We start from the raw sequence: 18,352 nt of genomic DNA on the forward strand, positions 1-18,352 counted from the left end.
CAGCCGCCCGGCCGTGAGGGCCTGAAACAGGACGGGCAGCACGGCCACCTCCCCTCCTCCAGACCGAAGCCTAAACACGAAAATATCCCCCAGCCGCCCAGAACAACACGGTCCGTACCCCGTCTCCTCACGTCCCCACACCGCCCACCCAACCAATTCATCCGCCCCCTTCGCGGCCCGGCCTATGCTGCACGGCGATGGTGACCGCTAACCCCCTTCTTGACCGCACGCTCGTGCGCCTCTGGCAGCATCTTGCCGGACTGGTCGCCGCGATGATGGGTCATGTGAAGGACGCGCAGACAGGCGATCCCGCCAGCAATCTGCCGCGCTGGCTCCGCCCGTCGCTGGTGGCCGCAGAGGCGCTCGCCCGCCGGCTCCTGATGATCGAGGCGCGTCAGCTGGATATGGCAGGCTGGACGCCCCGCCCGCGCGGGCCAGTTCCGCCCACCAGAACCACGAAAGCCAACGGCACCACAGCCCGCCCGCGCGGCTTTGCCCTGTTCGAGCCTGTCGCGTCCCTGTCCAGCTGCATAAAAATCGAGGGCGGGCCAACACGCCGGTTCGGGCCCGTCAGAGCACCCCGCATCATCGATATTTTCGGGGAAAAGCCACCTGTAGCAGAGGCTGGCCAAACGCCCCGTACGCCGGTCTGGCAGGCCCGTCTCGCTGCACTGGGTCACCTGCTTGAGACAAAGGACACCGCCGCCCGCCGGCTTGCCCGCAGGCTGGCCGCCCGGCCATCCGGTACCCGGGCGCGCCGCCGATCCCCGCTTCGGCCCGGGTCGCCGCCCGGTGCCCGGTCGCGGCAAATCCCGGACTGGCTGCGCGAGGGCCTGCAGATGTCCGCATTCGAGCTTCGCGGCTGGCCACCGCCACATCTGATCGCACCTGCCAGCTAGACACGCCATCTGATCTCAGACGGGCGCCGCCAGTCATGCCCGGCGGCCCGTCATCCCCCGGCGCAAAGCGTCACGCATCAAGCTCTGGATAGTGGCGGAAAATGCCATTGCTGAACGGCTGGCGGCGCTCGCTTTCCAGATAGGCCGCAATCTTCGGGCGCGCGCGCACCTCTTCTGCGAGCTTCATGACACGCGGATAATCCTCCTCCAGCGCGTTCATCGTGTTGGGAAAGGCGTGGCGCAGCCCCTCCACCGTATGGAAGAGGGAGAGGTCGGCATAGGTCAGACGCTCGCCGGCAAGCCAGCCGCCCGCCGCATCATTCTTCTCGATCACCTCCTCGAACCAGTCGAGGAATTTCGGGATGCGCGAGGTCCGGAAGGCATGAGCGCGCGTCTTTGCCTCTTCCTTCATGTCCTCATAATAGGCGCCCGGCCCCAGCGGATGGTGGCTGTCATGCGCCTCGACCACAAGGTCGGCAATGGTGAGCTGGATTTGGTGAATCCATAGCCGTTCGGTCTCATCGTCGGGGACGAGGCCGAGCTTCGGCCCGAGATAGAAGAGGATCGCCGCCACCTGGCCGACCGTCACCTCCCCATCGGTCAGGAAGGGCGGCGCGAAACTCGGTTTTGCGGGGTCTCCCGCATTCCAGTCGGGGCTCTGGTCGCGATAGTCGGCACCGGCTTCTTCCAGCGCGAGGCGGATATATTCCCCGCGCCCCGGAATGCCCTGCCAGTAGTGAAGCGTATAGGTCATGCAAACCGAATGCGCGCCGCGCCCGCCCCGTTCCCGCGCTCACCCGATGTCCCGGCAAAAAAATAGCCCGCACCCCATAAGGCGCGGGCTATAATCTTTGATGGGCTGGCAAGCGGCGTTACGCGACGCGCTCGACCATCATGTGCTTGATCTTGGCGATCGCCTTGGCCGGGTTGAGACCTTTCGGGCAGACCTGCGCACAGTTCATGATGGTGTGGCAGCGATAGAGCTTGAACGGGTCTTCAAGATCGTCGAGCCGCTCACCCGTCGCCTCATCGCGGCTGTCGATCAGCCAGCGATAGGCCTGCAGCAGCGCGGCGGGGCCGAGATACTTGTCGCCATTCCACCAATAGGACGGGCAGGAGGTCGTACAGCAGGCGCAGAGGATGCACTCATAGAGGCCGTTAAGCTCATTGCGCTGTTCTTCGGACTGCTTCCACTCTTTCTCAGGCTCCGGCGTATCGGTCTTGAGGAAGGGCTGCACATAGGCGTGCTGGGCGTAGAAATTGGTGAGGTCCGGGACCAGGTCCTTGACCACCGGCAGGCTCGGCAGCGGGGCGATGGTAATGGTCGACCCGGCAATCTCGTCCCAGCCCTTGGTGCAGGCAATCGTATTGCGCCCGCCAATATTCATCGAGCAGGACCCGCAGACCCCCTCGCGGCAGGAGCGGCGGAAGGCCAGGGTTGGATCGATATTGTTCTTGATCCAGATCAGGACGTCGAGAACCATCGGCCCGCAGCGATCCATGTCGACATGGTAGGTGTCCCATGTCGGATTGCCGCCCTCTTCAGGAGAGTAACGGTAGATCTTGAACGCCTTGGTGTTCTTGGCGCCTTCCGGCTTTGGCCATTCCTTGCCCTTTTTGGGCGCAGAGCCTTTGGGTAGTGTCAGCTGAACCATATCGCTCCCCTAATACACGCGCGCCTTCGGCTTGATATACTCAATGTCGTTGGACATCGTGTACTCATGCACGGGGCGGTAATCGATCGTGACCTTGCCGGCATCGTCGACCCAGGCAAGCGTGTGTTTCATCCATTCAGTATCGTCGCGGTCGGCATAGTCCTCACGCGCATGCGCGCCGCGGCTCTCGGTGCGGTTGGCGGCCGAGTTCACGGTGACAGCAGCCTGCGCGATCAGATTGTCGAACTCCAGCGCCTCTACGAGGTCCGTGTTCCAGATCAGGCCGCGATCCTTCACATCCATGCCGCCGACGCGGCCATAGATGCCAGCAATCTTCTCGACGCCTTCGTCGAGAACTTCACCGGTGCGGAAGACGGCGCAGTTTTCCTGCATCGACTTCTGCATGTCGGCGCGAAGCTTCGCCACCGGCTGGTCGCCGGTCGCATTACGGATGCGGTCAAAGCGGGCAAGGTGCGCATCGGTCTGGCTGTCGCGGATTTCCGGCTGGCTGGCGCCGGCTTCCAGCGTGGCGCCGCAGCGAAGACCGGCGGCGCGGCCAAAGACGACAAGGTCGATAAGCGAGTTGGAGCCGAGACGGTTGGCGCCGTGAACCGACACGCAGGCCGCTTCGCCGACAGCCATCAGGCCCTGAACCACACTGTCCGGGTCGCCGCCCTTCTTGGTGAGAACCTCGCCATGATAATTGGTCGGGATGCCGCCCATATTATAGTGAACCGTCGGCAGGACCGGGATCGGCTCTTTGGTGACATCGACGCCGGAGAAGATTTTCGCGGTTTCCGAAATGCCCGGCAGGCGTTCGGCCAGCGTTTCCGGCGGCAGGTGTTCAAGGTGAAGGTGGATATGGTCCTTGCCTTCGCCGACCCCGCGGCCCTCGCGGATCTCCACCGTCATGGCGCGCGCCACGACATCGCGGGAGGCAAGGTCTTTCGCGGAGGGCGCATAGCGCTCCATGAAGCGCTCGCCTTCCGAATTGGTGAGATAGCCGCCTTCGCCGCGTGCCCCTTCTGTAATGAGGCAGCCTGCGCCATAGATACCGGTCGGGTGGAACTGGATGAACTCCATGTCCTGAAGCGGCAGGCCGGCGCGCAGCGTCATCGCATTGCCGTCACCGGTACAGGTGTGCGCCGACGTACAGGAGAAGAAGGCGCGGCCATAGCCGCCCGTCGCCAGGATCGTCTTCTGGGCGCGGAAGCGGTGCAGCGTGCCATCGTCCAGTTTCCAGGCGGTAACACCGCGGCAGGCGCCTTCCTCATCCATGATGAGGTCGAGCGCGAAATACTCGATGAAGAATTCGGTCTCTTCCTTCACACACTGGCCGTACAGCGTGTGCAGCATGGCGTGGCCGGTCCGGTCAGCAGCCGCGCAGGTGCGTTGCACGGGCGGGCCTTCGCCATATTCGGTGGTGTGGCCGCCAAAGGGGCGCTGATAGATCTTGCCGTCTTCATTGCGCGAGAACGGCATGCCCCAGTGCTCGAGCTCATAAACGGCCTTGGGCGCCTCGCGGCAGAGATATTCGATGGAGTCCTGGTCGCCGAGCCAGTCGGAGCCCTTCACCGTGTCATACATATGCCAGCGCCAGTCATCCGGGCCCATATTGCTCAGAGACGCGGCAATCCCGCCTTGCGCGGCCACCGTGTGGGACCGCGTCGGGAAGACCTTGGTGATACAGGCCGTCTTGAGTCCCGCCTGCGCGGCACCGAGCGCGGCGCGAAGGCCGGAGCCGCCGGCGCCCACAACGACGACATCATAGGTGTGATCGACAAATTTATAGTCAGACATGGTGGCGTTTTCCTTCCGGTGGCGGGGCGGCTCTTAGAGGCCCGCCGAAATCCAGACCTTGAGGACCGACAGGGCCGTAGCCGCAAAGAGTCCTACGCAGGCAAATGTGTTCAGGATCAGGAGTCCCTGTTTCATACCCGCCTTTTGGATATAGTCTTCGATGACAACCTGCATACCAAGGCGCATGTGGTAGAACGCCGCGCCAAGCGTGAGAACCATCAGGATGGCATTCCAGGGCTGCGCCAGCCAGGCCGTCGCGCCTTCATAGCCGCCGCGGCTCGCCGCAATGACGGCATAGAGAAACCACGGGATCAGGAAGACAAGCGCGATGGCAGAGACGCGCTGCTTGATATGATGGCCGGTGCCGGACTTGGCGGAGCCGAGCCCGCGGGCGGCGGCGGCCGGTGTCTTGAAATTGGTGCTCATCCTCGTCCCCTAGAACAGATTGGTCGCGAGCGACCAGGTGATAGCGGCCGCAACGATGCCAAAGGCGAAGTTGACGATAGACCAGAGGCTTGCCGTCTTCGGCTCAAACCCGGCCTTCGGCCCGTCCCAGATCAGGTGGCGGACGCCATTGGCAAGATGGAAGAGGACAGAGACCAGCCAGAAGAAGAGCAGGATCTGCCCCACCGGATGCAGCATCACCGCCTCGACGGCGCCATAGGCCTCCGGCCCGGTCGCCAGCGAGATGATCCAGGCGCTCACCAGGAGCGCGCCGAGATAGTTGCCAACACCGCTGACGCGGTGAAAGATCGATGAGGCCATCGTCCAGTGCCACTTCCACACTTGAAGGTGTGGTGACATCGGGCGTGGATCAGTCCACTCTGAACCTGACATTGGGGTCTCCCGAAACATATGTCTTGTGACACCGGGTTCTAGATTGGTGCAGCGCGGTGTCAACGCGGCAAGAAAGGTCAATTGCGTATGATTTCCCGGACATTCATCAGTCTCATGGCACTTTCCCTTGCGTCGCCCTGTTTCGCAAGCGCACAAACCGAACCTGCGGAGAGCGCCCGGCCAGCGGGCATTCAGCCGCTCATAGAGGCATATGAAGCCCTCCTGCGGTCGGCCGATCCGGAAGAAGCTGCCCGCGCGCAGGATCGCGCGCCGAGGGAGTGGTCCGACATCAGCCCGCAGGAAATCTCTCGCATGGCCCGCGAGGCACGCGCCCTGAAGCGCCAGCTTCTTCGCCTTGATGACGCTTCTTCTCCCGAAGCAAAGATTCTCACCCACCTGCTCGACCGGCTGATTGCTGCCGATGAGTTCGACACGGCCCGCCTCCCTTTTAATGGCGACTGGGGCTTTCAGGCCGAACCGCTCTTTGTCGCGCGCCAGCTGCGCATCGCGAATGAAGCCGACGCCGAAGCCTGGATTGCGCGGCTTGAAGACCTGCCACGCTATTTCGACGACCACATCGCGAATATGCGCCGCGGCATTGAAACCGGCTGGACCTCTCACGCCGACCCGCTGGCAACGACGACCGCTCAAGTCCGCGAGCAGGCGGGTGTGAGCCCGGAGGAAAGCGGCCTCTACGCGCCGCTCACCCGTCTGCCGGACACGATCGATGCCGAAACGGCAGAGCGCCTGCAGGCTGAAGGGCGGGAAGCCACCGCCGCAGCCATCGCCGCCTATGGCAAGGCGCTGGCTTTCCTTGAGGAGGAATACGCCCCGCATGCCCGCCCCGAACCCGGCATCGTCTCGCTGCCGGGGGGGCGGACCTATTACCAGTCCGCCATTGAGGACCACACGGCGGGCGCAGGCTACTCACCCGAAGAGATTCACCAGCTCGGCCAGCGCGAGGTCGCGCGTATCCGGGCAGCCATGGACGAGATCATCGAAGAGATCGGCTTTGAGGGCAGCTTTCAGGATTTCCAGTCTTTCCTGCGCACCGATCCGCAATTCTATGCCGACAGCCCGCAGGCCCTGATGGAAAAGGCGGCCTGGCTGTCGAAACGCCTCGATGCGCTGCTGCCGCAATATTTCGGCAAGCTGCCCCGCCTCACCTATGGCGTTGAGCCGGTCCCGGCAGAAATTGCGCCCGGCTACACGACGGGGCGCTATTCCAGCGGCGATATGGAGAAGGGGATTTCCGGCACCTATCTGGTCAACACCTATGCGCTGGATCAGCGCCCGCTTTATGAACTGCCCGCCCTGTCTGCGCACGAAGCCGTGCCCGGCCATCACATCCAGATCTCGCTTGCCCAGGAACTGGAAGGCGTGCCGCGCTTCCGCCAGCAATATTACGCGACAGCTTTCGGGGAAGGCTGGGGCCTCTATGCCGAAAAGCTCGCGGGGGAAGCCGGTTTCTATCAGACGCCCTATGAGCGGTTCGGCGCGCTTTCAATGGAGATGTGGCGGGCCTGCCGCCTCGTCGCTGATACCGGCATGCACTGGTATGGCTGGAGCCGCGAGGAGGCCGAAACCTGTTTCAAGGAAAACTCGGCGCTCGCCCCGCTCAATATAGAAACCGAAGTGACGCGCTATATCGGCTGGCCGGGTCAGGCGACCGCCTACAAGATCGGCGAGCTGAAGATATTGGAGCTTCGCGCTGCCGCGAAAGAGGCGCTGGGCGACGATTTCGATATCCGCGAATTCCATGACACGGTTCTGGGCGCAGGCTCATTGCCACTCGACGCCCTGGAAGCCCGCATCATGGCGTGGATCGATGCGAAAACTGAGGCCACGTCAGGCGCCCGATCGCGCTAGCCCGGCCGCAGGAAAAATAAGGCATCGTCACTGCTTGCGCGGCCACAGGTCCCGCGCCACATGGGCGAGCCATGTATCGCTTCTTCGAACGCCGCATAGATCCTTTCCCGGAAGGCCGGGACGAGTTGCCGCCCGGCAACTTTCTGGCGTTCGTCTGGCATTATATTCGCGGCGCGGTGCCGTGGCTGATCGGTATGTCGATCTTCACCGCCATTATCGCGGTGGGAGAGGTGGCCCTGTTCGGTTTTCTCGGCGGGATCGTCGACTGGCTGGCAGAGGCGGACCGCGACGGTTTCGTCCAGCGTGAGGCCGGTACGCTGATCCTGATGGGCGGTGTGCTCCTCATCGGCCTTCCTCTGGCGACACTGATACAGGGTTTGATCGTCTATCAGGGCCTGATGGGCAATGTCCCGATGAGCGCACGCTGGCGCATGCACCGGCAGATGCTGGGCCAGTCCATGGGCTTCTTCGGGAACGAGTTCGCAGGCCGCGTCGCCACCAAGGTCATGCAGACCGCGCTGTCGGTTCGCGAGTCGGTGATGAAGGTGCTCGACGTCTTCGTCTTCGTAATCGTCTACTTCATCTCGGCGCTGGCCCTTGTCGCGAGCGCGGACTGGCGCCTGACCCTGCCGCTTATCCTCTGGGCTGTGGTCTACGGCTTTATCATGTGGTGGTACGTCCCGCGCCTCGGAAAGGTGGCCGAGGATCAGGCCGATGCCCGCTCCGTGATGACGGGCCGCATCGTCGATTCCTATACGAACATCCAGACCGTGAAGCTGTTTGCCCATTCCGGGCTTGAGGAAGACTATGCCCGGCAGAGCATGTCCGGCTTTCTTGGCACCGTTTACCGCCAGATGCGCATGGTCACGAGCCTTAACGCCATCGTCTATCTCAACAATTCGCTACTCGTCTTCCTGATCACGACGGGTGGGCTTTACCTCTGGCTGGGTGAGCTGGTGAGCGCAGGCGCTGTGGCCGCCGCCGTCGGCCTCGCGCTTCGCATAAAATCCATGTCCCAATGGATCATGTGGGAGGTGGCGGCCCTCTTTGAGAATGTCGGCGTCGTCTTTGACGGGATGTCGATGCTGAAAAAGCCGGTCGCCGTGGAAGACCGCGACGGCGCGGGCGCACTCCCGCCTGTCCGCGGCGCTGTGCACTTCGAGAACGTGACCTTCCATTATGGCAAGGGCAGCGGCGTGATCGAAGGGCTTAACCTCAATATCGCGCCGGGCGAGAAGATCGGGCTTGTCGGGCGGTCCGGCGCGGGCAAGACGACGCTTACCAACCTCCTCCTGCGCTTTTATGACGCCGAGGCCGGCCGCATCCTGATCGATGGCCATGACATTGCCGGCGTCACGCAGGATTCGCTGCGTTCCCAGATCGGTGTTGTAACGCAGGACACCTCGCTCCTTCACCGCTCTATCCGCGAGAATATCGCCTATGGCCGCCCGGGCGCGAGCGATGGAGATATCCTTGCCGCCGCCCGCCGCGCCGAAGCCCTCGATTTCATCGAAACCCTGGAAGACGCCAAGGGGCGTATTGGCCTGGATGCGCATGTCGGCGAGCGCGGCGTGAAGCTCTCCGGCGGCCAGCGCCAGCGCATCGCCATTGCCCGCATCTTCCTGAAGGACGCGCCCATCCTGATCCTCGACGAGGCGACATCCGCCCTCGACTCCGAGGTGGAGGCCGCCATTCAGGGCAGCCTGTTTGAGCTCATGCAGGGCAAGACGGTGCTTGCCATCGCCCATCGGCTGTCCACCATCGCCGCCATGGACCGGCTCATCGTGCTCGACCAGGGCGAGATTGTCGAACAGGGCACGCATGAAGAACTCGTCGCAGCCGGCGGGCTTTACGCAGACCTCTGGTCGCGCCAGTCCGGCGGTTTCCTCGTCGAGCCCGAGCCGCTGCCAGATACAGATTACGAAGAAGAGACGACCTGATGAAACTCACCATCCTCGAAACCGGCCTGCCGCCAGAGGCGATCCGCGATGACTGGCCGCGCTACCCGGCCATGTTTGAGGAGCTGATCTCCCCGCACATGCCGGGCCTGACCTGTGAGAGCATCGCCATCAGCCAGGGCGCGCCCTTTCCAGAGCTGGAAGAGGTTGATGCGCTTCTCGTCACCGGGTCCGCGGCCGGGGTCTATGAAGCTCATGACTGGATGAACCCGCTGCTCAACTATATCCAGCGCGCCGCCGCCAAGGGCGTGCCGCAGATCGGGGTCTGTTTCGGGCATCAGGCTGTGGCGAAGGCCCTCGGCGCGAAGGTCGAGAAGTCTGACAAGGGCTGGGGGCTTGGCCGCCATGTCTATGATGTCTGCGAGCGCCCGGACTGGATGGGCGATTTCTCCGACGACACTTTTTCGCTCGGCGTCAGCCATCAGGATCAGGTGCTGAGCCTGCCGCCCGGCGCCAGCGTCGTCGCACGCTCCGACTTCTGCCCCTATGCCGTGCTCGACTATGGCAGTGTCCCGGCGATCAGTTTTCAGGGCCACCCCGAATTCAGCCAGGGCTTTTGCTGCGCGCTCTACAATGTCCGCCGCAACACCGCCTTCAGCGCCGAGCGCGTCGATGACGCCTGCGGCAGCCTCGATACGCCGGTGGACAATTCCCTTGTCGGCGCCTGGATGTCTAATTTCCTGCGCCGGTCTGGTCCAGCGCAGGAGAGTTAGGGGTCTAGAAGGTCTTCGACACGGAGAGGCGGGCGGTGCCGTAGCGGGTGTCCTCGCCGGCCTCGAGGCCAAGGTCGAGGGCGCCGATCCAGCCATTCGCAAAGAGATAGCCGGTGCCGATCTCGCCGCTGAGCGAGTCCGTCAGCCAGCCGGCCGCGGTGAGGCGGAAGCGGCCATGAGACATAGAGGGAGATGGTGTTGGCCTCGGACTCGACCCGGCCGTTGCGATCGTCGCCGATCTCCGTCGTGCCGAAGCCATAGCCCCCGCCAAGTCCTTCATGCTAGTCGCAGAATTGCAACCTGAAATATATGAAATCATGATGATGAATACTCTACCCTCGCCACCGCAGGTGGCCCTCAAACCCTGCCGTTACAGCAGATTATAGGGAGTCGCAATGGAATTAAGGGTTTATTAGTGATTCAAATATGATCTATTCATAGTAGAACTATTTAAATACTGTTTCAGGCCGATCTAACACCGTCAGGATTAACCATAAGGCGCGCGGGCCGCCGGCACAAATTGGACTGCCCTCTAGCCATCCGCCGCTTAATTGTGCCAAGTGACAATCAGAGATTTGCCAGGGAGACTTTGGCTCATGATGCCGAAACCGCGCGCCGACATTGCCCCCAATTCAATCGAATATGAGACGCTGCCGCTGGTGAAGCCGACCGGCTTTCGCGAATATGATGCGCGCTGGTGGTTCGGAATTCCCGGCAGTGAGAAGCCGCCAGAGCTCAACCTTCTGGGGGCCGAAGCCCTCGGCCTTGGCATGGCGACGCTGTTCCATGAACTGGGAGTAACGCCGAAGGTCGTCACCGGCCACGACTTCCGCTCCATTTCGCTGCCGATCAAGAACGCGCTGAAGCTGGGCCTCGTCGCGGGCGGCTGCGAGGTTCTGGATATCGGCCTTGCGCTTAGCCCCATGGTCTACTGGTCGCAGTTCGAACTGGAGGCCGATTGCTGCGCCATGGTCACCGCCAGCCATAATGAGAATGGCTGGACCGGCGTGAAGATGGGCGCCAACAAGCCGCTGACCTTCGGGCCTGATGAAATGGGTCGCCTGAAGGAAATCGTCCTGAACGGGGACTTCCAGCCCCGCGCAGGCGGCGGCGCCTTCCGTGTCGACGGCATGCGTGAGAAGTACATTGCATCACTGTCGGAAGGCATCTCGCTGAAGCGCAAGATCAAGGTCATCGCGGCCTGTGGCAATGGCACGGCGGGCGCCTTCGCGCCGGACGCCCTGCGGGCCATGGGCGCCGAAGTGATCGAGATGGACTGCGATCTCGACAACACCTTCCCGAAATACAATCCGAACCCTGAAGACTCCAAGATGCTTCACGAAATGGCGAAAGCCGTGAAGGAGACTGGCGCCGATGTCGCGCTGGGTTTTGATGGCGATGGCGACCGTTGCGGCGTCGTGGACAATACGGGCGATGAAATCTTCGCAGACAAGATCGGCCTGATGCTGGCGCGTGACCTTTCAAAAGTGCATCCGGGGGCGAATTTCGTGGTCGATGTGAAGTCGACGGGCCTCTACAAGACAGACCCCGTGCTGAAGGAGAACGGCTCCAGCGTCGATTACTACAAGACCGGCCATTCCTATATCAAACGCCGCACCACGGACCTCGGCGCGCTGGCCGGGTTCGAGAAGTCCGGCCATTTCTTCTTCCGCCCGCCCATCGGGCTTGGCTATGACGATGGCATCGTGGCGGCCGGCGCGATCCTGCAGATGCTGGACCGCAACCCTGACAAGACGATGGCAGACCTGAAGGGAGAGCTGGGCATCGCCTATACCTCGCTTACCATGTCGCCGCACTGCGATGATGAGCTGAAATACGCCGTGGTGGACAAGATGGTCGCTGAATATGAGGGCATGGCGGGCAAGGAAATCCTCGGCCGCAAAGTCGCCGATGTGAATACGGTAAATGGCGCACGGGTGACGCTGGACGATGGCTCATGGGTCCTGGTGCGCGCCTCGTCGAACAAGCCGGAACTTGTCGTCGTGGTCGAGAGCCTGCAGTCCGATGAGGACATGCGCGACCTCTTCCACAAGGAGGTCAAACCCCGCCTTGGCAAGCATGAGGAAGTCGGCGCGTACAATCAGGAAGTCTGAGTCCAGCGCCCCCAGGCCGTCTGCAATCGTTTCCGGCGAGCTGGCCATGGCTGCAAGCCAGCTATGAGTGGTGAGGTTCACTTGACCTTGCCGCGTAAAATTAGCACCCATTGCCCACTTCTGACGGCAATCAGCATACAGGACGTTTTGCATGCGCGTAGCGATGATCGGGACAGGCTATGTGGGCCTGGTAAGCGGGGCGTGTTTTGCCGACTTCGGGCATGTCGTGACCTGCGTCGACAAGGACACCTCCAAGATCGACCGGCTGAAACAGGGTGAGATCCCGATCTATGAGCCCGGCCTGGACGATCTCGTCGCGCAGAATGTTGAGGCAGGCCGCCTCAGCTTCACGACAGAGGCAAAGGACGCGATTGCCGATGCCGACGCGGTCTTCATCGCGGTGGGGACACCGTCGCGGCGCGGCGATGGCCATGCCGACCTCTCCTATGTCTATGCCGCCGCCAAGGAAATCGCCGAGCTGATGGACGGCTTCACCGTCGTCGTGACCAAGTCGACTGTTCCGGTCGGCACGGGCGACGAGGTTGAGGAGATCATCCGCCAGGCCAATCCGGATGCTGACTTTGCTGTGGTCTCCAACCCGGAATTCCTGCGCGAAGGCGCCGCCATCAAGGACTTCAAGATCCCCGACCGCGTCGTGGTCGGCACCGACAGCGAGCGCGCCCGCGAAGTGATGCGCGAGCTGTATCGCCCGCTCTTCCTCAATGAGACACCGATCCTGTTCACCAGCCGGCGCACATCCGAGCTGATCAAATATGCGGCGAACGCCTTCCTGGCGGTGAAGATCACTTTCATCAACGAGATGGCCGACCTTTGCGAGGCAGTGGGCGCGAATGTGCAGGAAGTCTCGCGCGGAATTGGCCTTGATGGCCGGATCGGGCGCAAATTCCTGAACGCGGGCCCCGGCTATGGCGGCTCCTGTTTTCCGAAGGATACGCTGGCCCTCACCAAGACGGCGAATGAGCACAATTGCCCCGTGCGGATCGTCGATACGGTGGTCGAGGTGAATGCCGCCCGCAAGCGCGCCATGGCCGACAAGATCATCAAGGCGATGGGCGGCGATGTGAAAGGCAAGACGGTCGGCGTGCTCGGCCTCGCCTTCAAACAGAATACGGACGACATGCGCGATGCGCCTTCGCTCGACATCGTGCCCGCGCTGATCGAGGCTGGCGCAACTGTCCGCGCCTATGATCCGGAAGCCATGCATGAAGCGCGGAAGCTGATGAGCGGTATCGACTATGCCGAGAACGCCTATGATGCGATCAATGGCGCAGATGCCATGGTCATCATCACCGAATGGGACCAGTTCCGCGCACTCGACTTTGGCCGCGTCAAGGAGAACCTGAAGAGCAATATCGTCGTGGACCTGCGCAATATCTATTCGCCAGAAGACATGAAGAAGCGCGGGTTCGACTATTACAGCGTGGGCCGCCCCTGATGCATCTCGCGCCGCGGATCATGGTGACCGGCGGGGCCGGTTTTATCGGATCGTTCCTGTGTGAGCGTCTGCTCGACCGGGGCGCCGAGGTTTTGTGCGTGGACAATTTCTTCACCGGAACGCGGACCAATGTCGCCCACCTGATGGGCAATCCGCGCTTCGAGCTCATGCGCCATGACGTGACCTTTCCGCTCTTTGTCGAGATCGACCAGATTTACAATCTGGCCTGCCCGGCAAGCCCGATCCATTACCAGTTCGACCCTGTCCAGACGACGAAGACCTCGGTGCATGGGGCGATCAACATGCTGGGCCTCGCCAAGCGGACCAAGGCAAAAATCCTCCAGGCCTCGACCTCCGAGGTGTATGGCGACCCGGAAATTCATCCGCAGGAAGAGAGCTATTGGGGCAATGTGAACCCCATCGGCCCGCGATCCTGTTATGATGAGGGCAAACGCTGCGCCGAAACGCTGTGCTTTGACTATCACCGCCAGCATGGCACGCAGATCAAGGTCGCGCGGATCTTCAACACCTATGGCCCGCGCATGCACCCGAATGATGGCCGCGTGGTCTCGAACTTCATCATGCAGGCCCTGCGCGGGGAAGACATTACCCTTTATGGCGACGGCCAGCAGACGCGCTCCTTCTGTTATGTGGACGATCTGGTCGAAGGTCTGATCCGGCTCATGGACACTGACAGCAGTGTCACCGGCCCGATCAATATCGGCAATCCTGGCGAGTTCACGATCCGGGAGCTGGCCGAACTTGTTGTCGAGATGACCGGCTCACCCTCGAAACTGGTCAACAAGCCGCTGCCGCAGGATGATCCGCGCAAGCGCAAGCCGGATATCACCCGCGCGCAGCAGGCGCTGGGCTGGGAACCGACGGTCAAGCTGCGCGACGGCCTCGAAAAGACCATCGCCTATTTCAAGCGGCTGCACGAAGGCGCCTAGCCGGGCGGGCCTATCATTGCTAAAGCGCCTGCAGACACCCCGCAGGAGACCAATATGAAATTCTTCGTCGACACCGCCGACACCGAAGAGATCAAATCGCTGGCAGAGGCCGGCCTCATTGATGGTGTCACGACGAACCCGTCTCTCATCGCAAAGTCCAGCCGCAAGATGTCGGACGTGATCGCGGAAATCTGCGAGCTGACCCCCGGCCATGTCAGCGCAGAAGTCGTGGCGACGGATTTCGACAAGATGGTCAGCGAGGGCAAGAAGCTTCAGGCGATCGCGTCGAATGTGGCCGTCAAGCTGCCGCTGACAATGGATGGACTCAAGGCCTGCCGGACGCTGGCCGATGCGGGCACCGCCGTGAACGTCACGCTCTGCTTTTCCGCCAATCAGGCACTTCTCGCGGCAAAGGCGGGGGCGACCTATATCTCTCCTTTCATTGGTCGTCTGGACGATATGAATATCGACGGCATGGAGCTGATCGAGGAGATGCGCATCATCTATGACAATTACGGCTTCGAGACCGAAATTCTCGCCGCCTCGATCCGCAGCCCGAACCATGTGAAGCTCTCGGCCCTGGCCGGCGCCGATGTGGCGACTGTGCCGCCAAATGTACTGCGCGGCCTTGCGAACCACCCGCTCACCGACAAGGGGCTTGCCGCTTTCCTTGCCGATGCTGAAAAAGCGGGCATTGAGATCTAAAGCACCGCCGCGGCGGACCTTTTGAAGGCGCGCCGGACTCTGGCGGGCCATATTGCGAAAACAGACCAGTTGAGGTGATTTTTGACCGATACCCGATTCGATGTCGTTGGCCTTGGAAACGCTATTGTTGACGTCTTTGCCAGTGTCGAGGACTCCTTCCTCGCCGAGCACGAAATCCGCAAGGATGGCATGACGCTGATCGATGAGCCGCGCGCAGACGCGCTTGTCGAGGCCGCGCCGGAGGGCCCGCAGCTCTCAGGCGGGTCCGGTGCCAATACGATTGTCGGGATTTCGAGTTTCGGTGGCCGGGCCGGTTATATCGGCAAGGTCGCAAAGGACACGCTCGGCGATGTCTTCCGCAAGGACATGAATGAGAGCGGTATTCCGTTCGATACGCCCGCTCTCGAAGATGGCCCTGCGACCGCACGCTGTATCGTCTTCGTCACCCCGGACGGCGCGCGCAGCATGAACACGTTTCTGGGCGCCTCGGTCCTCTTTTCGCCGGCGGATATCAATGAGCAGATGGTGAAGGATGCCGCCATCCTCTATCTTGAAGGCTATCTTTTCGATCAGGAAGACGCCAAGGCTGCGTTCGTCCACGCGTCCGAGATCGCCCAGGCGGCGGGCCGGAAGGTCGCGTTGACGCTGTCGGACGGGTTCTGTGTCGAACGCCACCGCGACAGCTTCCTTCACCTCATCAAGAACCATGTCGATCTTGTCTTTGCCAATGAAGACGAGGCGCTTTCGCTCTACCAGACCGAAGACTTCGATGAGGCCGTCGAACGCATGCGCGCCGATACCGGGCTCGCTGCCATTACACGCTCGGAGAAGGGCTCCGTGGTCATCGGGCCGGAAGGCGTCGTGGCCGTGCCTGCCGAACCTGTCGACAAGGTGGTCGATACCACCGGGGCGGGTGACCAGTATGCTGCCGGTTTCCTGTTCGGCGTCAGCAAGGGCCTGCCTCTGGAAACCTGCGCGAAGCTCGGCCATATCGCCGCCGCCGAGGTCATTTCGCACTATGGCCCGCGTCCGGAAACCCCCTATGCGGATCTGGCGCGCAAGGCCGGTATCGAGATCTAGCCGCGCAACCGGTAGTTGACCGGTACTCAGCACGGCTAATTTTTTCTAAACCTATTGGGCGCTGTATATCTACATTTGGTAGAGGTATCGTGTCCCATGCGCCTGGCTGACAATCTTGAGCGTGAGCTGCCCTATATGCGCCGCTATGCCAGGGCCGTCACAGGGTCTGGCGAGCGCGGCGACGCGCTGGTCGAGGCCGCGCTCGTCTCATTCATCGATGATGTGCCGCCCGCAACAGGCCGTCTGGAAATATTCACGCGGCTGGAACAGACGATCCGTGCATCTGTTGTTGCGACCGCCGGTACGGACACGGCCTCCTTGCCGCGCCGCGCGCTTTTGCTGACAGCTATGGAAGGGTTTGCCCCGGGCGACGCCGCCCTCATCATGGGATGTGCAGATGAGGAGATCGGCCAGCTTATCACCGATGCGGAGAACGACCTTACCGCCTCTCTCGCCGCCGATGTCTTCATCATTGAGGATGAGCCAATTGTGGCCGTTCATATCGAGCAGATCGCGCGAAGCCTGGGCCATAATGTTGTCGGCCATGCCACGACATGTGAGCAGGCGGTCGAGGCCTGCCGCACGTTGAAACCCTCCTTGCTGCTGGTAGACATTCAGCTTGCCGATGGCTCGTCTGGCGCAGAGGCGGCAAACATCATCACCCGCGAGCTTGATATTCCGGTTGTCTTCATAACGGCCTTTTCTGAGCGGCTACTGACAGGCCGGATAGGCGAACCCATCTATCTGATCGCCAAGCCGTTCAGGCCGGATATGCTAAAGGCTGTCATGAGCCAGGCGCTGATCCAGAGCGCTGCCGACCAACCGTCTAAAAATTATCCGGCGTCCTAAAGGCGTGCCGGCCTGAAGGATGGGGGTGTCGAAGCTGGAGAATAAGTGCTTCGACTGACCTATGCGGGGGCCGTTCAGCCTGCTGCGATCAGAGCCTCTCTGGCATAATCAAGACGGTCATGCCCGAAGAAGAGTTCATCTTCGACGAAGAAGCTTGGCGCACCGAAAGCGCCGCGCTCAATCGCGCTATCGGTATTGGCCTTCAGCCGCGCTTTGGTTTCTTCGCTTTCAGCAAGACCTAGAATCCGGTCTGCGTCGAAGCCTGCAGATGCGCAGATCGCGCGAACCTGTTCCAGATCATCCGTCTTCAACGGCTCTTCGGCGCGCCAGACATGGTGAAATATGGTTTCGATGAAGCGCTTCTGCGTATCGGCATCGTCGGCAAGGCCGATCGCGGCGCGTAGCATTGGCCGGGTGTTCATCATGGGGAAATGCGGATTCATTCGAAACTCAATCCCGTAACGCGCGCAGCATCGCTGAAGATCGCGCTGCATGTACTTGCCCTTGGCCGGGACCAGGCCGGGCGGACGATTGCCCGTAGTCTGCATGACAGCGCCCAGAAATAGAGGACGAAACTCCACTCGGTCAGAGAGGTCCCCAAGTTCATGGGGCAGCGCATGGTAAGCCACATAGGAAAACGGGCTGATGAAATCGAAATAGAATTCAAGCTTGGCTGACATGAAAACCTCGTGCGTTTCTTTTTAGAACTTTTCTATCCACGGCCGCAGGTCAAGTTCCTGCGTCCAGGCTGACCGCGGCTGGCTATGAAGCATGAAATAGGCGTCCGCGATTGCATCCGGATCAAGGATGCCGTCCATATTCTTCAGTTTGTAGCGCTCTGGAAAATTGTCTCGGATGAAGGCGGTATCGATCGCCCCGTCGATAATGGCATGCGCGACATGAATGCCTTTCGGTCCCAATTCGCGGGCCATGGACTGAGCGAGCGCACGCAGGGCGAACTTCGCGCCGGCAAAAGCCGAAAACCCCGCGCCGCCTCTTACAGATGCAGTCGCGCCCGTGAAAATGATCGTGCCTGTCTCACGCGGGATCATCACTCGCGCTGCTTCGCGTCCTGCCAGAAAGCCCGCAAATGCTGACATTTCCCAGACCTTGCGGTAAACGCGAGCGGTCGTTTCTGTGATCTGGAAATTCACGTTTGCGCCAATATTGAAGACCAGAACTTCGATTGGTCCGACTTCGCGTTCGACCCGGTCGAACAACTGGATCATGTCGTCTTCCGACCGGGCATCGCAGCCAAACCCGACAGCTGAATGGCCCTTGGCCTCTATCTCGGCTATGAGAGGATCCAGTGCCTCGCGGGTGCGCCGCGTACAGACGGCGGTAAAGCCCGCCTTTGCGAAACGTCTGGCGATCGCCCCGCCTGTCGCATCTCCAGCACCTATAACAACGGCAGCAGTTTTCATGATCTTTCACGTTCCATTTTGGAACTTTAGCAAATCAGTCTAT

At 61.5% G+C, this 18,352-nt stretch carries 18 protein-coding genes; 10 read left to right on the forward strand and 8 right to left on the reverse strand.

What is annotated here, in order from left to right; translation table 11 throughout:
- The first annotated feature begins 197 nt into the window (after positions 1-197).
- A complete protein-coding gene (locus ABNU55_RS04150) occupies positions 198-899 on the forward strand; it encodes a hypothetical protein (protein WP_348764238.1) in 702 nt (233 codons plus the stop codon).
- A 70-nt stretch (positions 900-969) separates the two neighbouring features.
- On the opposite strand, the gene ABNU55_RS04155 is transcribed toward ABNU55_RS04150, so the two are convergent.
- The 5 genes from ABNU55_RS04155 to sdhC all read right to left on the reverse strand — a co-directional run bounded on the left by ABNU55_RS04155 (position 970) and on the right by sdhC (position 5,191).
- The gene (locus ABNU55_RS04155) at positions 970-1,653 is read right to left on the reverse strand and encodes a glutathione S-transferase (protein ID WP_290748432.1); all 684 of its coding nucleotides are present in this window, start codon (positions 1,651-1,653) and stop codon (positions 970-972) included.
- A gap of 118 nt (positions 1,654-1,771) precedes the next feature.
- Positions 1,772-2,554 carry a succinate dehydrogenase iron-sulfur subunit gene (locus ABNU55_RS04160; protein ID WP_290748429.1) on the reverse strand — a complete coding sequence of 261 codons (783 nt, stop codon included), beginning with the start codon at positions 2,552-2,554 and terminating at the stop codon, positions 1,772-1,774.
- 9 nt (positions 2,555-2,563) lie between these two features.
- Positions 2,564-4,354 carry a succinate dehydrogenase flavoprotein subunit gene (sdhA, locus tag ABNU55_RS04165; protein ID WP_290748426.1) on the reverse strand — a complete coding sequence of 597 codons (1,791 nt, stop codon included), beginning with the start codon at positions 4,352-4,354 and terminating at the stop codon, positions 2,564-2,566.
- 33 nt (positions 4,355-4,387) lie between these two features.
- Entirely contained in the window at positions 4,388-4,780 is a 393-nt protein-coding gene (gene sdhD, locus ABNU55_RS04170; protein ID WP_290748423.1) for a succinate dehydrogenase, hydrophobic membrane anchor protein, read from the reverse strand.
- Positions 4,781-4,789: 9 nt separating this feature from the next.
- Positions 4,790-5,191 carry a succinate dehydrogenase, cytochrome b556 subunit gene (sdhC, locus tag ABNU55_RS04175; protein WP_290748421.1) on the reverse strand — a complete coding sequence of 134 codons (402 nt, stop codon included), beginning with the start codon at positions 5,189-5,191 and terminating at the stop codon, positions 4,790-4,792.
- 114 nt (positions 5,192-5,305) lie between these two features.
- On the opposite strand from sdhC, the gene ABNU55_RS04180 reads away from it, so the two are divergent.
- The 3 genes from ABNU55_RS04180 (at position 5,306) to ABNU55_RS04190 (ending at position 9,731) form a co-directional block, all read left to right on the forward strand.
- Positions 5,306-7,060, forward strand: coding sequence for a DUF885 domain-containing protein (locus ABNU55_RS04180; protein ID WP_290748419.1), 1,755 nt, complete (start codon positions 5,306-5,308; stop codon positions 7,058-7,060).
- A gap of 71 nt (positions 7,061-7,131) precedes the next feature.
- Positions 7,132-9,000 carry an ABC transporter ATP-binding protein gene (locus ABNU55_RS04185; RefSeq protein WP_290748417.1) on the forward strand — a complete coding sequence of 623 codons (1,869 nt, stop codon included), beginning with the start codon at positions 7,132-7,134 and terminating at the stop codon, positions 8,998-9,000.
- The gene (locus ABNU55_RS04190; protein ID WP_290748415.1) at positions 9,000-9,731 is read left to right on the forward strand and encodes a glutamine amidotransferase; all 732 of its coding nucleotides are present in this window, start codon (positions 9,000-9,002) and stop codon (positions 9,729-9,731) included. Before ABNU55_RS04185 ends, ABNU55_RS04190 begins: the two co-directional genes overlap by 1 nt.
- Positions 9,732-9,735: 4 nt before the next feature.
- Here the strand turns inward: ABNU55_RS04190 and ABNU55_RS04195 are convergent, their stop codons facing one another.
- Positions 9,736-9,915 (reverse strand): hypothetical protein, encoded by a 180-nt coding sequence (locus tag ABNU55_RS04195; RefSeq protein WP_290748412.1) that lies wholly within the window; start codon positions 9,913-9,915, stop codon positions 9,736-9,738.
- Positions 9,916-10,327: 412 nt separating this feature from the next.
- Between ABNU55_RS04195 and ABNU55_RS04200 the strand changes: the two genes are divergently transcribed.
- The 6 genes from ABNU55_RS04200 (at position 10,328) to ABNU55_RS04225 (ending at position 16,885) form a co-directional block, all read left to right on the forward strand.
- Entirely contained in the window at positions 10,328-11,845 is a 1,518-nt protein-coding gene (locus ABNU55_RS04200; protein ID WP_290748410.1) for a phosphomannomutase/phosphoglucomutase, read from the forward strand.
- A gap of 151 nt (positions 11,846-11,996) precedes the next feature.
- Entirely contained in the window at positions 11,997-13,301 is a 1,305-nt protein-coding gene (locus ABNU55_RS04205) for a UDP-glucose/GDP-mannose dehydrogenase family protein (RefSeq protein WP_290759605.1), read from the forward strand.
- A complete protein-coding gene (locus ABNU55_RS04210) occupies positions 13,301-14,251 on the forward strand; it encodes a UDP-glucuronic acid decarboxylase family protein (protein ID WP_290755113.1) in 951 nt (316 codons plus the stop codon). Before ABNU55_RS04205 ends, ABNU55_RS04210 begins: the two co-directional genes overlap by 1 nt.
- Positions 14,252-14,305: 54 nt before the next feature.
- A complete protein-coding gene (fsa, locus tag ABNU55_RS04215; protein WP_290755111.1) occupies positions 14,306-14,956 on the forward strand; it encodes a fructose-6-phosphate aldolase in 651 nt (216 codons plus the stop codon).
- An 81-nt stretch (positions 14,957-15,037) separates the two neighbouring features.
- Positions 15,038-16,036: an adenosine kinase gene (locus ABNU55_RS04220; RefSeq protein ID WP_290755110.1), complete on the forward strand. Its 999-nt coding sequence runs from the start codon at positions 15,038-15,040 to the stop codon at positions 16,034-16,036.
- A 96-nt stretch (positions 16,037-16,132) separates the two neighbouring features.
- Positions 16,133-16,885: a response regulator gene (locus ABNU55_RS04225; protein ID WP_290755108.1), complete on the forward strand. Its 753-nt coding sequence runs from the start codon at positions 16,133-16,135 to the stop codon at positions 16,883-16,885.
- A gap of 74 nt (positions 16,886-16,959) precedes the next feature.
- Here the strand turns inward: ABNU55_RS04225 and ABNU55_RS04230 are convergent, their stop codons facing one another.
- Together ABNU55_RS04230 and ABNU55_RS04235 are read right to left on the reverse strand one after the other, a co-directional pair.
- Complete coding sequence (locus ABNU55_RS04230; RefSeq protein WP_290755107.1) at positions 16,960-17,565, reverse strand: 2-hydroxychromene-2-carboxylate isomerase; 606 nt, start codon at positions 17,563-17,565, stop codon at positions 16,960-16,962.
- A gap of 21 nt (positions 17,566-17,586) precedes the next feature.
- Positions 17,587-18,309 carry an SDR family oxidoreductase gene (locus ABNU55_RS04235; protein WP_290755105.1) on the reverse strand — a complete coding sequence of 241 codons (723 nt, stop codon included), beginning with the start codon at positions 18,307-18,309 and terminating at the stop codon, positions 17,587-17,589.
- Positions 18,310-18,352: the final 43 nt, after the last annotated feature.

The sequence above is a fragment of the uncultured Henriciella sp. genome (genome assembly GCF_964005855.1).
In the GTDB taxonomy this organism is placed as follows: Bacteria; Pseudomonadota; Alphaproteobacteria; order Caulobacterales; family Hyphomonadaceae; genus Henriciella.